Consider the following 13653-nt stretch of genomic DNA (forward strand, 5'->3'; position numbering starts at 1 on the left):
GCCAAGGTGCGCACCTCGAAGTTCGCTGTCGTGTTGAGCAGGCCCGGCGATAGTAGGACCCACTGTTGCAACTTACTAAGGCTTTACTCGGTTCCCGATTTCCGGGGTCCGCAAGGCACGATATTGGGCATGGACAACCTTCCCGTCGACGGCACCCCCCTCGCCGCCAGCCCGCTGACCCGTGCCGTACTCGAAATCGACGAGTACGCCGCCGGGCTCGGCTGGGACCAGCCCGCCCGTCTCTTCGCCCTCGTGGACACCGCCCGGCTCCGCGACCAGGAACCCTCGCTCGCCGAACAGCTCGGCATCGACGCCACCACCACCGCCTCGCTGACCCCGGTCGAGCAGGACGAGATCCCGGCCGGTGTGCCGCTGGACGAGTTCCTGGCCACCATCGGCTGGCCGGAGGCGGTGGCCGGCTGCGCGATGACGGTGGAGCGGCTGATGCTGCCGCCGTCCGCCGAGGACTCCGTGCCGGCGGGCATGGACGAGGCCCAGCTCGCGAAGTGGGTCGCCGACCACCCGGACCGCCAGGAGGTGCGGATGACGGTGGCGGTGCTGCGCGACGGCGAGCGCGAGTCGGCACTGCGGCTGCGCGAGAAGGACTCCACGTCCGAGGTGCTGACCGGCTCGCAGTTGGTGCCCGGCCTGGCGGACGCGCTGGCCGCGACCTTCGAGAGCTGACACGGGGCCGTCCGGGGCCGGGCCCGCCGCCCGGCCCCGGCCCGCGGCCGTGCCGTGACCGGGCCGGCCGTGCGACCGGGCCGGCTACTTGTTCGCGGGGCAGCTCGGCAGGCTCGCCGTGTCGCCCTTGCGGATCTTCTCCAGGGACGACAGCGCGTCGCGGATGGTGTCCACCTTGACCAGGCGGAGGCCGTCCGGGTGGTCGTCGACCACGGCCGAGCAGTTGTCCTTGGGGGTGAGGAAGTACTCGGCGCCCTTGTTGCGCGCGCCGACGACCTTCATCGCGATGCCGCCGATCGGGCCGACCTTGCCGTCGGCGTCGATCGTGCCCGTACCCGCCACGAACTTTCCGCCCGTGAGGTCCTCGGGCGTGAGCTTGTCGATGATCCCGAGGGCGAACATCAGCCCGGCGCTGGGCCCGCTGACGTCGGCCAGCTTGATGTCCACGTTGAACGGGAACGTGTAGTCGATGCCGGCCTGGATCCCGACTATGGACCGGCCGTCCTTCGCCTTCGTGGTGGTGACGGCGATGTCCTTGGTGGGGCCCTCGGGCTTCTTGCCCTTCTTCTGGGCCGCGGCCGCCTCCTTGGCCGGAATGACCGTGAAGACGGCCCGCTCGCCCGGCTTGTGCCGGGTCACCAGCTTGGCGACGTCCGCGTTGGCCTTGATCTCCGTACCGTCCACGGCCTTGATCACGTCACCGGCGTGCAGCTTGCCGTCCGCGGGGGCGTTCTTGACGACGGACGCCACGACCGTCTGGGAACCGACCGGGATCTTCAGCTGCCTGAACGCCGCGACCTTGGCGCTCTCCAGGGACTGGGTGAACTCCTCGGCGTTCTGCTGGTCGGACTCCTCGGCCGTCTGGCCCTCCGGGTAGAGGATCTTGTGGGGCACCACGATGCTGTCGTGCTTGAGCCAGCCGTAGACCGCTTCGAGGAGGTTCATACGGAACTCGGCGCCGGTGACGCGGACCGTGACCATGTTCAGGTTGCCGGTCGTGGGATACGTCTTGTGGCCGGAGATCTGCAGCACCGGCTCGCCCTTGTCCTCACCCAGCGTGTTGGTCGTGGGCCCCGGATACATCTCCGAATACGGGACGGGGATCACCAACCCGGCGCAGATCAGCGCAATCAGCATCACGAGGGAGGCGAGCAGCGTCGCGGTGCGGCGTGGCATGGAACGACAGTACGGGACGCCTCTGACACCCGGTCCCCGGGGCCGTCCGTCCGGGGGTGGGCCGGGCCGCGCGGGGGCGGCGGACAACCGGAGCCACGGCGGCCGCTTGCGGCCGCGTACGCCCGCCAGGGCCCCGGGTCATTCCGTCATGCTCATGCCGCGTCGGAACCGGAATGCGCCTTCTCGGGCTTTTCCATCGCTTCCCGGAAGCGCGCATACCCTGCCAGTTCCGCGACATCCCCGGTCCTGCGGTTGCGTGATGCCCAACTGCTCCACACGACGGCGGCGATGGCGGCGAGAACCGGAATCAGCAACCAGAGGAGCGCTCCCATAGCGGCCTCCCGACCCCTTGTAACAACCGCAACGACGAATAAGCAGATTAACCATCTGCCAGGTCAACGCTTACGCCAGGGGGCGGGTTACGCAACTGGAGCGCACGTAAAGGCTTTACCGAAAACCGCCCGGAACGGGAGCCACCGCCAGGAACCGGCCGTCAGCAGGCACCCACCCATTCCTCCGTGCCGTCCGAAAAGCGCTGGTGCTTCCAGATCGGCACCTCGTGCTTGAGGTCGTCGATCAGCCGCCGGCAGGCCGCGAACGCCTCCGCGCGGTGCGGGCACGAGACCGCGACGACGACGGCCAGGTCGCCGACGGCCAGCTCGCCCACCCGGTGCACCGCGGCCAAGGCGCGCACCGGATGGTCGGCGGCCACCTTCTCGGCGACGCGACGCAGTTCGGCCTCGGCGCTCGGATGCGCCGAGTAACCGAGGGCGTCCACGTCCGCGCCGCCGTCGTGGTTTCGGACCGTGCCGACGAACAGGGCCGTCCCGCCGGCCGCCGGGTCGCCGACGGCCGCGAAGACCTCGTCCAGGGAGAGCGGGGTGTCACGGACGGCGAGCAGGCGGATCGGGTCCGCCGCGCTCTGCTCACCGGGGTGGTCATACGTGCCTGGCATGCCCCCATCGTGCCGTACCGGGAGGGCTCGCGGGACATGGCCGTTCCACCGGTCCTGCGGAAGAGGGTATGGAGGCTCCTACAGGCGAGCGGCCGGACGCGTTCCCCACGTCCTGGGAAGCCGCCTCGCGACCGTACGGAGGCCGCGCCCGCCGCCCCGTACGACGGCCGCCTCGCGGGCGTACGAGCGCCTTCCCGCGGCCGTACGAGGGCGTCGCCACCGCCGGCCACGAAGGCGCGCCACGGCCGTGACCGGGACCTCAGATGCGGCGGCGGGCCTTGCGGGCGCGGCGGACCAGGGCGGCGGTGCCCAGGAGAGCGACGGTCGCCCCCGCCGCACCGGCCGCCGTGGCGTCCTTGCGGCCCAGCCGGCGGCCCGCGACCGTGTGCCGGCCCGCGACCTCCTCCAGCAGCTCGGCCAGCACCTCCTCATTCGTCCACCGGGGACGCCAGCCCGCCTCGTGCAGCCGGCTGCCGCTGACGACCCACGGGTGCATCGTGTACGCCAGGTCCCCGGCGGGTGACGGCGTGAGGCCGATGCGGTGCAGCCGGGCGGCGGCGCCGAGCGCCACGGAGGAGGGCAGCTCCATGCGCCGGATCCCGGACAGCTCCTCGACCTCCTCCTGCTCCAGCCAGCCGTCGCAGCCCACCGCCAGCTCGCCCTCGACCTTCTCCAGCGCGGCGTACACCAGGGCGCTGACCAGGTCCTCTACATGGCAGAACTGCCAGGCGGGGCGGGATCCGGCGACGACCAGCAGGCGCGGTGACTCGAAGTAGCGGGTCAGCGCGGTGTCCGTACCGCCCACCAGGACGGTGGGGCGCAGGACGGTGACGTTCAGGCCGGGGTGCGCGCGGGGCGCGCGGTGCGCCAGGCGCTCGATCTCCAGGAGGTCGCCGACCCCGGTGGCGTCGGCGGTGGCCCGCAGCTCGGCGTCCTCGGCCAGCGGTACGTCGTTGTCCGGGAGCGCGCCGTAGACCATGGCGGAGGTGCACAGCACGACCCGGTGCACGCCGGCGGCCGCGGCGGCGGTGAGGACCGTCTGCGTACCGCGGACGTTGTACGCCGTACGGGCCGCGGCGTCGGTCTCCAGGTCGAGGTCGACGGCCAGGTGCACGACGACGTCCGCGCCGCGCAGCTTGTCGGCGATGGCCGGGTCCCGGACGTCCAGGACGTGCCAGTGCGCCTCGGCGGCCTCGCCGCGCCGCTCGTCGATGGCCACCACCCGCTTGACCTCGTCGGACTCGGTCAGCGCCTGGGTCAGCAGGGCGCCCACGCCGGAGGCGGCGCCGGTGACCGCGACGACGGGGCGGCGCAGCGGCCGGGCGGGCGCGTCGTCCGCCTGCCTGCCTGCGCTCTCGGTCTCGGCAGCGGCGTTTCGCGCTGCGCGAACGGTCGGATCTGGGGAACTCACCGGGCGTCTCCAGCGGTTGTCTTCAGTGCGTAGGCGTGCTGACGCGTACGTACCAGGTGGCGTCCATCCTGCCGCAGGCGCCGGGACGGCGGAGCACCGAGCCCCGAAGCGGGGCGGGTGTCTAGGCTGGAAGAGAATGTCGGGCAGCCGCCGCCGGCCCGGGCCGGCGGCCCTACGAGCCGAGGAAACCCGTGAGTGACACCCCATTTGGATTCGGCCTTCCGCCGGAGGAGCCGGAGGACGGCGACAACGGCAAGAAGAAGGGCGGCCAGGGAGGTAGCCAGGGCCCCGCGAACCCGTTCGGATTCGGCGGCGGGAGCGGCGGCGCGGACAATCCGTTCGCGGCGCTCTTCGGCGGCATGGGCGGACCTGGCGGCGAGATGAACCCTGGCGACCTCGGTGCCGCCTTCCAGAAGCTGGGCCAGATGCTCTCCTACGAGGGCGGTCCGGTGAACTGGGACATGGCCAAGGACATCGCGCGCCAGACGGTCGCGCAGGGCGCCGAGGACGGCACCAAGGACGCGAGCGTCTCCCCCGGTGAGCGGGCGGCCGTCGAGGAGGCCGTGCGCCTGGCCGACCTGTGGCTGGACGGCGTGACGTCGCTGCCCTCGGGCGCGAGCACGGTGCTGTCCTGGAGCCGCGCCGAGTGGGTCGAGGAGACCCTGCCGGTGTGGAAGGACCTGGTGGACCCGGTCGCGGAGCGCGTCGGCGCGGCCATGGGCGACGTCCTGCCCGAGGAGATGCAGGCCATGGCGGGCCCGCTGCTCGGCATGATGCGCTCCATGGGCGGCGCGATGTTCGGTACGCAGATCGGGCAGGCGCTGGGCGTCCTGGCCGGCGAGGTCGTCGGCTCGACGGACGTCGGGCTGCCGCTGGGGCCGGCCGGCAAGGCCGCGCTGCTGCCGGGCAACATCGCCAACTTCGGCTCCGGCCTCGGCGTGCCCGAGGAGGAGGTGCGGCTCTACCTGGCCCTGCGCGAGGCCGCCCACCAGCGCCTCTTCGCCCATGTGCCGTGGCTGCGCTCGCACCTGTTCGGCGCGGTCGAGGGCTATGCCCGCGGGATCAAGGTCGACACGACCAAGCTGGAGGACGTAGTCGGCCAGCTCGACCCGCAGCATCCGGAGGAGCTGCAGAACGCCCTCCAGCAGGGCATGTTCCAGCCCGAGGACACCCCGGAGCAGAAGGCGGCGCTGGCCCGCCTGGAGACCGCGCTGGCCCTCGTCGAGGGCTGGGTGGACGCGGTGGTGCACGCCGCCGCCTCCCCGCACCTGCCCTCGGCGGACGCGCTGCGCGAGACGCTGCGGCGGCGCCGGGCGACCGGCGGCCCGGCCGAGCAGACCTTCGCCACCCTGATCGGCCTGGAGCTGCGTCCGCGGCGCCTGCGGGACGCCTCGCGGCTGTGGGCCCTGCTGACGGACGCGCGCGGCCTGGACGGCCGGGACGCCCTGTGGGAGCACCCGGACATGCTCCCGACGGCCGCCGACCTGGACGACCCGGACGGCTTCGTCCACCACGAGCAGCTGGACTTCTCCGAGCTGGACAAGATGCTCGGCGAGGCGGCGGGCAGCGGCACGGCGAAGCCGGACCTGACCAAGGAGACCGACGAGGGCACCGGTCAGGACGGTTCCGGCGAGGGCGGCAGGCCCGGGGGCGACGGCGAGAAGTGAGTCTTCACGACGACGCGGCGCGGGTCCTCAAGGAGTGGCCCGCGCCGTCCCCTGAGCAGGACCGGCTGCGGCTGGCCTACCTGGACCACCTGGCCGCCCACCCGGACGGCATGGGCAAGCCGTGCAAGGCCGGGCACATCACCGCCAGCGCCCTGGTGATCGACCCGGCGCGCGGGCGGGTGCTGCTGACGCTGCACCGCAAGCTCAAGATGTGGCTCCAGATGGGCGGGCACTGCGAGCCGGAGGACGCCACGCTCGCGGACGCGGCGCTGCGCGAGGCGCGCGAGGAGTCCGGCATCACGTCCGGGCTGACGCTGCTGGGCGGGCCGGTGCGCCTGGACCGGCATCTGACGCCGTGCGCGTGGCACCTGGACGTGCAGTACGCGGCCCTGGCGCCCGAGGGGGCCGAGGCGGCGATCAGCGACGAGTCGCTGGATCTGCGCTGGTTCCCGTACGACGAGGTCGCGGAGGTGGCGGACGACTCGGTCGTACGCCTCGTGGAGCGTACGCGCGCGCTGCTGTAGAGCGCTTCGGCTGCCGCGCGCCCCGGGCGAGGGGCACGCGGCAGCCGACCTGCGGGCACCACGCGGCAGCCGGCCTACGGCCACGCGGCCGGGGTGGGCCTCAGTTGGTGAAGATGTTGCCCTGGTTCTGCCCGTGGGCGCCCTGCTGGCCCATGCCGAACTGGGCGGCCAGTCCGGACCCGATGACGGCGTTCTGCGGCGGCAGCAGCTCGCTGGGCTGGACGAGCGCGTAGCCCTGCCCCAGGAAGCTCAGCTCCCAGCCCTCGCCCGTGTTGCCGCGACGCCGCCACACGCCCGAGGAGTGCGTCTGCGCCTGCATCTGTACGCGGAGCGAGGCCGACCAGGCGACCACCGCGTCGGCGTCGGCGTTGACGTACTTGTCCGGGGTGACCTGCATCATCAGCGGCTGGCCCGAGGTCATCAGGACGACCTTGCCGCGGCCGGAGATGTTGAGCTGGTACTTGCCGGTGCCGGAGATCCCGTACTGGCTGTCCACCGAGATGACCTCCCAGTGAAGGCCGGAGTCCAGCGCCAGCACGTAGTTGCTGTCCACGGTCAGGCCGTCGTGGTCCACGTCCATGATGTGGACGTACTGGGCGAGGTTGGCCAGGTAGACCGTGCCCTGTCCGGAGACGCGCATCAGGTCCAGGCCCTCGCCCGACATCGCGCGGGCGTGCTGCTGGCCCGGCGTCTGGTGGTTCCCGTCGAATTCCAGCAACCCCTGGTAGGCGACCATGGTGCCCTTACGGGCGAGCAGGTCCTCGTGGCCCTGGAGGGAGACCCGCAGCAGCTGCGGGTTCTGGAGGGCGAAGCGGTCCTGGGTCTGCGCCTCGGTACAGGCGAAAAGCGGACTCTGCATGATGGCTTGACGTCCTCCCCCTCAGCCCCGGGCCCGGAGCCGGTCGGTGCTGTCCTCACTGGGCTGTACGACGACGAAGCCCTGGCCGGAGAAGCCGAGCTGGTACGCCTCGCCGCTGCCGCGCCCGATCATCGAGGACGCCTTGAAGCTGCGCTTGCCCTTCATCTTCAGGTTGGCCGACCAGGCGACGAGCGCGTCGGGGTCGACGTACGTCTCGTCCTCGCCACGGCCGCAGTCGACCACGATCGGGGTGCCGCGGGAGGTCAGCGCGACCCAGCCGGTGCCCGAGATGCCGACGTTGAAGAGCCCCTGGCCGGCGAACTTCGCCATGCCCTTGACGCGCTGCACGCCCCACTGGAGATGCGCGTCGAAGGCCAGGAGGTTGGTGCCGTTGACGGAGAGCGCGTCCCCGTCGAGGTTGATGCAGACCACGTCCGCCCCGTAGTCGGCGAGGTAGAGCAGGCCGTCACCGGAGCACTTCATCAGGGGCGCGCCCTCGCCGGTCAGCCACTGGGAGGCCATCTGGCGGACCGCGGGCGGGTTCGGCTCGTACTGGACGAAGCCCTCGTAGGCGACCATCGAGCCGGTGCGGGCGAAGACGTCCTGGCCGCTCTGCATGGCGATCTTGACCATCGCGCTGCCGTGGTTCTCCATACGGGCCACGGGCGCGGCCTGGGCGTGGCCCGGGACTTGCTGTTCGTACATGGCGGGCTCCCTCAGACCTCGTAGGGCTGGACGACGATGAAATTGCCGGGCGCGCCGCGGAACTGGAGGTTCACGGTCTCGCCGGAGTGGCCCGGATACGCGTGGCGGCGCAGGCTCACCTGGCTGGAGACGATCACCTGCGAGGCGGCCGACCAGGCGACGATGGCGTTGGCGTCCGCGAAGGTCGTCGGGGTGACCGGGAGGACGACCGGGGTGCCCTGGGTCTTGACCACGACCGTGCCGGTGCCCTGGAACTGCATGGTGAACAGCGCGCCGCCCGGTATGCCGTGCCCCTCGATGCGGCGGACCTCGTGCTGGAGCGACTCGTCGAAGGCGAGCACGCTCTCGGACGACACACAGATCGCGTCGCCCTGGAGCTCGATCGGGTGCACATGGGCGCTGTTGTCCGCGAAGAACACCTGGCCCTGGCCCGTGCAGCGCATCAGCTGCATCTCCTGGCCGGTGGCGTTGCCCACGATGCGGCCCCGGATGCCGGCGCCCTTGTAGCTGAAGTCGACCTTGCCCTGGTAGAGGACCATGCTGCCCTGGCGGGCGAGCACCGGCTGCCCGTCGATGCCGAGGTCGGCGCGGATCAGCTTCTCGTTCTGCGGGGTCCACCGCTGCCCGGTCGGGGCCTCGCGGTACTTGTCGAGGACGACGCGCAGGCCGGGCCCCTGGGCGGACGGCTGGCCGTACGGGGACGGCTGCCCCTGCTGAGCGCCGTACGGGGCCGGGGCCTGCTGGCCGGGGAACTGGCCGCCCGGCTGGCCGTACGGGGCCTGGGGCGGCGCTTGCGGGGCAGCCTGAGGCGGCTGGCCGTACGGGGCGGGCGGGGCCTGCTGGTACGGCTCCTGGCCGAACTGCGGCTGCCGGCCCGGGAACTGGCCCGGGTGGCCGGTCGGTGCGCCGGGCGGCGCCATGGGGGCCGCGATGGTCGGGGCGCCGTGCACCGGCGGGGCCGGGGGCTGGGGCGGCTGGGCCTGCGGCTCCGGCTGGGGCGGGGCCGGGGGCTGCGGTGCTCCGTAAGGCTGCTGTCCCTGCGGGGCGCCCTGGGGCGCGCTCGGGGGCGCGCCGAAGGCCGGGGCGGGCGGCTGCGGTGCGGCGGGTGCCGGGGCGGACTGCCCCTGCGCCGCCGGGACCGCGAAGCCCGGCGCGGGCTCGGGCGCGGCGGGCGGCGCGAAGCCCGGCACACCGCCCTGCGGCGCGGGCTCGGGCGCGGCCGCGGGCTCCTCCTCGGCGACCTCACCGCCGAAGTTCTTCAGCAGCGCCTCCAGGCCACCGTCGAAGCCCTGCCCGACCGCGGCGAAGCGCCACTCGCCCTTCAGGTAGAAGTCGCCGAGCATGACGGCGCGCTCGGTGGTGAACTCGCCGCCGTCGAACGCGTAACGGGCGACCTCCTCGCCGCCGGCGACGATGCGCAGGTAGCCGGGCCCCACCTGGGACATCTGGCCCGCGCCGTCCAGGGTGGCGGTGAAGGAGAGCTTCTGGATGTGCTGCGGGATCCGGTCGAGCGTGACCCGGAAGGACTCGGTGTCGCCCGCCTGCGGACCGAGCTGCTGGATGGCGCCCTCGGGCGACGCGGGCTGGTTGAAGAAGACGAAGTACCGGTCGTCGGAGAGCCGCTCGTCCGCGTCGAGTCCGAAGCAGCTGATGTCGAAGGTCAGGCCGGAACCCGCGATCCGCACACCCACGTACAGATCCGTCCCGGCCGTCAGATCACTGATCCTGGCCTTGTGGCCCCGCTGGAATTCCCTGGCCATACGTAACGACCGTCCCCCGCTCCCGCTCCGCGCTCTGAATCACGTCGCGCCAGGCTAACCGCTGCCGCTGACGGCGGGCGATGCCGGGGCGCTGCGCGAATGGTGCGAAACCGGCCTTATTCCGTACGGGCCGCGGGAAGATGCGGCAGCCGCTCCGCCGCCACCACTCCTTCGAGATAGCCGCGCGCCCGCTCCGTACGCGGGTATGACTCCAGGAGCTGCCAGAAGCGCTGCCCGTGACCGGGGACGAGAAGATGCGCCAGCTCGTGGAGGAGCACATAGTCGATGACGTACTCGGGCATGCCCTGGAGCCGGTGCGAGAGGCGGATGCTGCCCTCGGCGGGCGTGCAGGAGCCCCAGCGGGTGTTCTGGTTGGTCACCCAGCGCACCGTGGCGGGCCGGGCGCGGCCGTCCAGGTACTGGAGCGACAGGCGCTCCGCGCGCTCGGCCAGCTCGCCGTCGCCGAGCATCCGCCTGCTCTCCTGCGCGGCCAGCTTGTCCAGCATCACCGTCACCCAGCGCCGTTCCTCCGCCTCGGACATCCGGGCCGGGATCAGCACGATGGTGCGGTCGCCCTCGCGGTACGCGGAGACGGTACGGCGGCGCCGCGAGCTTCTGCGCACCTCGACCGCGCTCGTCGCGGAGCCACCGGCCGCGGGGCGCGCGGTGGTCCTGCGTTGCGGGTCTGCGGCTCGGCGCAAAGGGTCGGCGGGCACGCCCCGACGTTACCCGCTGCCCGCGCGGGAAGTCCCCTCCCCCGGTTCTGCCGTGCGACCGAAACACTCAGAGGTGGTCATGGCTTGTACGACTATTGCCTGTCGGCTGTGGACAACTTCCGATGCCCGCCCGGCGGCCGGGGCATGCTGACAGCGCTGGACGAGATCCGATCGACGGGGGACGGATTCATGCATCCGATGGTGAAGCCCGCGCTGCGGCGCGGCTGGCGGGACCGGGAAACGGTGCGCTTCGGGGTGGCCCCGGCGCACGCGGTGGAGCTGGGGCCGGTGGACACCGCGACAGGCAGCTTTCTGGCCTTGATCGACGGCACGCGCAGCCTCGATCAGCTGGCGCAAGCGGCCGAGTCGCTGGGGCTGCCCGCCGAGCGCGCGCGGCGGGTGGTGGACCGGCTGGGGCGGGCGGGGCTGCTGGACACGCCGTCGGCGGGCGGCCCGGCGGCCGAGGCGGTGCGGTCGGACGCCGCGGCCTTCGGGCGGCTGCGGGCGGATCTCGCATCGCTCTCGGTGCGGCATGCCGAGCCCGCGGGCGGACTGGAGTGCATGGGAGCGCGCCGCGCCATGCGGGCGCGTGTGCGCGGCGCGGGACGGGTGGGTGCCTCGGTCGCGGCCCTTCTCTCGGCGGCGGGCATCGGACGAGTGGAAGTGCAGGACGGCGGGAAGGTCGAGCCGTGGGACGTGCTGCCGGGCGGCACGCGGGCCGAACACATCGGCATACGGCGCGACACCGCCGCCCGCGGCCTGGTGCACCGCGCCTCGCCCTGGTCGCGCGGAAACCGCGCCGGGGCGGCGCCGTCGGAGGCGGGCGAGCCAGGTCTCGCGCTCGTCGTGATCACCCCGCGCGACGGCCTCGCCGCCTACGCTCCCGACCCGGTCCTGGCCGAGCCCTTCCTGTCCGCCGGCATTCCGCACCTGTTCGCCGGAGTGGTCGAAGGGACGGGCGTGGTGGGCCCACTGGTCCTGCCGGGCGGCTCCTCCTGCGCGGGCTGCCTGGAGCTGCGGCGCACGGACGCGGAACCGGCCTGGCCGCGGCTGCTCGCCCAGTGGCGCTCGGGGCGCGGTTCACCGGCCGTGCCGGCGTGCGACGCCGCGCTGGCGACGACGGTGGCGGGCCTGGTGGCCGTGCAGGCACTGACGTTCCTGGACGGACGGCTGCCACCCTGCACAGGGGCCCGGATGGAGGTCGCCCTGCCGTGCGCGGACTGGCGGACGACCCGGATCGCGCCGCATCCGGAGTGCGGCTGCGGCGCTGCGGGGCCGGCCGGCACCACGGGTGCCTCGGAACCGCGCCGGCAACACGTAACAATGGCGGAGTAACCCCGGTTGGGGACAGTGTGAGTTGGAGGGGCGAATGTCAGATCTACCCCGCAAGGCGGTCACCCGCACCGCCAAGCTGGCCGCGCTGCCACTGGGATTCGCCGGCCGTGCCACCTGGGGGCTGGGCAAGCGGATCGGCGGCAGGTCGGCGGACCTCGTCGGCCGTGAGCTCCAGCAGCGGACCGCCGAACAGCTCTTCCGGGTGCTCGGCGAGCTGAAGGGCGGCGCCATGAAGTTCGGACAGGCGCTCTCCGTCTTCGAGTCGGCGCTGCCGGAGGAGATCGCCGGCCCGTACCGCGCCGCGCTCACCAAACTCCAGGAAGCCGCGCCGCCGATGCCGACGGACACGGTGCACAAGGTGCTGGCGGAGCGGCTCGGCGAGGACTGGCGCGAGCTGTTCACGGAGTTCGACGACAAGCCGTCGGCCGCCGCCTCCATCGGGCAGGTGCACCGGGCGGTCTGGCACGACGGCCGCGAGGTGGCCGTCAAGGTCCAGTATCCGGGGGCGGGCGCGGCCCTGCTCTCCGACCTGTCCCAACTCGGCCGGTTCGCCCGGCTGCTCGGCCCGCTGATCCCCGGCATGGACATCAAGCCACTGATCTCCGAGCTGCGCGACCGGGTCTCCGAGGAGCTGGACTACGCCCTGGAGGCCGAGGCCCAGCAGGCGCACGCCGAGGAGTTCGCCGACGACCCGGACGTCCTGGTGCCCGCGGTGATCCACCAGGGCGACCAGGTGCTGGTGACCGAGTGGATGGACGGCATCCCCCTGTCGGAGGTCATCGCCGACGGCACCGAGGAGGAGCGCGACCGGGCCGGGCAGCTCCTGGCCCGCTTCCTCTTCGCGGGCACCGCGCGTACGGGCCTGCTGCACGCCGACCCCCATCCGGGCAACTTCCGTCTGCTGACCGGTGACGCCCCCGACGGCCCGGCGGAGAAGTGGCGGCTGGGCGTCCTGGACTTCGGCACGGTCGACCGCCTGCCGGACGGCCTGCCGCCCACGATCGGCACCTCACTGCGCATGACGCTCGACGGCGAGGCCGAAGCGGTCTACGGGCTGCTGTGCGAGGAGGGCTTCGTCAAGGAGTCCATCGAGCTGGACCCCGACGCGGTGCTGGACTATCTGCTCCCGATCATCGAACCGGCCCAGGTGGACGCCTTCACCTTCACCCGCTCCTGGATGCGCACCCAGGCCGCGCGCATCGCCGATCCCCGGTCGCCCGCCTACCAGCTCGGCCGCCAGCTCAACCTGCCCCCGTCCTACCTCCTCATACACCGTGTGACGCTGAGCACGATCGGCGTACTGTGCCAGCTCGGCGCCACCGTCCGCCTGCGTGACGAGCTGGAGGCCTGGCTCCCGGGCTTCACGCCGGGCGACTCCGCGCCGTCCGTACCCGAACAGAACCGGCCCGCGGCGGAGGAGACCACGGCCTGACCGGTCCGCGCCACGCCTCCGCACCGCGCGGCGCCTCGTCTCACCTCGTGATGTCGCCTGCGGGTCCCGCCTTCCGCGGTCCCGCGGGTCTCACCTCACGGCGACCGGGTCCAGATGGGACTCGATGGTGCGGAGGCAGGCGCGGGTGCAGGGGTCGCAGAGGTGGTGGCGGACGCCGTTGACGATGGTGCAGGTCCAGGTCGGCGCGGCGCCCTCGGCCACGGCACCGCACTGGGCGCACACCGCGTTGCCGGTCGCCAACTCCGCCTGTTCATACGTCTTCTGGTTCATCAGCCGACAATATCCCCGCCACCGCCGGGAAAGGGGGCACAACGCCCTCAGGGGCCGCCCAGTTGGACAGCCCCCGAGGTGTGTGGTGTTGCGTGGCCGCGTGATGCGGCGGTGACACCGCCGTGCGGCGCCGGCACG

Annotated in this window: 14 protein-coding genes; 5 read left to right on the plus strand and 9 right to left on the minus strand. The window is 72.7% G+C overall.

Translation table 11 applies throughout. The annotated features are described in order from the left end of the window. The first annotated feature begins 129 nt into the window (after window positions 1–129). Window positions 130–684: a PPA1309 family protein gene (locus CP973_RS33755; protein ID WP_150247609.1), complete on the plus strand. Its 555-nt coding sequence runs from the start codon at window positions 130–132 to the stop codon at window positions 682–684. 84 nt (window positions 685–768) lie between these two features. Here the strand turns inward: CP973_RS33755 and CP973_RS33760 are convergent, their stop codons facing one another. The 4 genes from CP973_RS33760 to CP973_RS33775 form a co-directional block, all read right to left on the minus strand. Next, complete coding sequence (locus CP973_RS33760; protein WP_150247611.1) at window positions 769–1860, minus strand: YlbL family protein; 1092 nt, start codon at window positions 1858–1860, stop codon at window positions 769–771. Window positions 1861–2012: 152 nt separating this feature from the next. Beyond that, on the minus strand, window positions 2013–2192 hold the full coding sequence (locus CP973_RS33765; RefSeq protein ID WP_030662384.1) for a hypothetical protein: 180 nt from the start codon (window positions 2190–2192) through the stop codon (window positions 2013–2015). A gap of 161 nt (window positions 2193–2353) precedes the next feature. After that, window positions 2354–2815: a molybdenum cofactor biosynthesis protein MoaE gene (locus CP973_RS33770; protein ID WP_150247613.1), complete on the minus strand. Its 462-nt coding sequence runs from the start codon at window positions 2813–2815 to the stop codon at window positions 2354–2356. Between the two features lie 259 nt (window positions 2816–3074). Then, window positions 3075–4226, minus strand: coding sequence for an SDR family oxidoreductase (locus CP973_RS33775; protein ID WP_150247615.1), 1152 nt, complete (start codon window positions 4224–4226; stop codon window positions 3075–3077). 191 nt (window positions 4227–4417) lie between these two features. Here CP973_RS33775 and CP973_RS33780 point away from each other — a divergent pair, with 191 nt between their 5' ends. Then, entirely contained in the window at window positions 4418–5893 is a 1476-nt protein-coding gene (locus CP973_RS33780) for a zinc-dependent metalloprotease (protein ID WP_150247617.1), read from the plus strand. Then, window positions 5890–6417, plus strand: a complete 528-nt coding sequence (locus CP973_RS33785) for an NUDIX hydrolase (RefSeq protein WP_150247619.1) — start codon at window positions 5890–5892, stop codon at window positions 6415–6417. Before CP973_RS33780 ends, CP973_RS33785 begins: the two co-directional genes overlap by 4 nt. Window positions 6418–6517: 100 nt before the next feature. Here the strand turns inward: CP973_RS33785 and CP973_RS33790 are convergent, their stop codons facing one another. The 4 genes from CP973_RS33790 to CP973_RS33805 all read right to left on the minus strand — a co-directional run bounded on the left by CP973_RS33790 (window position 6518) and on the right by CP973_RS33805 (window position 10457). Further along, on the minus strand, window positions 6518–7276 hold the full coding sequence (locus tag CP973_RS33790; protein ID WP_150247621.1) for an AIM24 family protein: 759 nt from the start codon (window positions 7274–7276) through the stop codon (window positions 6518–6520). A 21-nt stretch (window positions 7277–7297) separates the two neighbouring features. Further along, window positions 7298–7981, minus strand: a complete 684-nt coding sequence (locus tag CP973_RS33795; RefSeq protein WP_150247623.1) for an AIM24 family protein — start codon at window positions 7979–7981, stop codon at window positions 7298–7300. An 11-nt stretch (window positions 7982–7992) separates the two neighbouring features. After that, window positions 7993–9741, minus strand: a complete 1749-nt coding sequence (locus tag CP973_RS33800; protein ID WP_150247625.1) for a TerD family protein — start codon at window positions 9739–9741, stop codon at window positions 7993–7995. A 116-nt stretch (window positions 9742–9857) separates the two neighbouring features. Further along, window positions 9858–10457, minus strand: coding sequence for a M48 metallopeptidase family protein (locus tag CP973_RS33805; RefSeq protein ID WP_150247627.1), 600 nt, complete (start codon window positions 10455–10457; stop codon window positions 9858–9860). A gap of 198 nt (window positions 10458–10655) precedes the next feature. Between CP973_RS33805 and CP973_RS33810 the strand changes: the two genes are divergently transcribed. Further along, window positions 10656–11792 carry a TOMM precursor leader peptide-binding protein gene (locus CP973_RS33810; protein ID WP_425282078.1) on the plus strand — a complete coding sequence of 379 codons (1137 nt, stop codon included), beginning with the start codon at window positions 10656–10658 and terminating at the stop codon, window positions 11790–11792. Window positions 11793–11826: 34 nt separating this feature from the next. After that, window positions 11827–13224 (plus strand): ABC1 kinase family protein, encoded by a 1398-nt coding sequence (locus tag CP973_RS33815; protein WP_150247632.1) that lies wholly within the window; start codon window positions 11827–11829, stop codon window positions 13222–13224. 90 nt (window positions 13225–13314) lie between these two features. On the opposite strand, the gene CP973_RS33820 is transcribed toward CP973_RS33815, so the two are convergent. Further along, the gene (locus CP973_RS33820; RefSeq protein ID WP_150247634.1) at window positions 13315–13515 is read right to left on the minus strand and encodes a hypothetical protein; all 201 of its coding nucleotides are present in this window, start codon (window positions 13513–13515) and stop codon (window positions 13315–13317) included. Window positions 13516–13653 lie beyond the last annotated feature (138 nt).

The sequence above is a fragment of the Streptomyces albofaciens JCM 4342 genome (assembly GCF_008634025.1).
Classification (GTDB): Bacteria; Actinomycetota; Actinomycetes; order Streptomycetales; family Streptomycetaceae; genus Streptomyces; species Streptomyces albofaciens.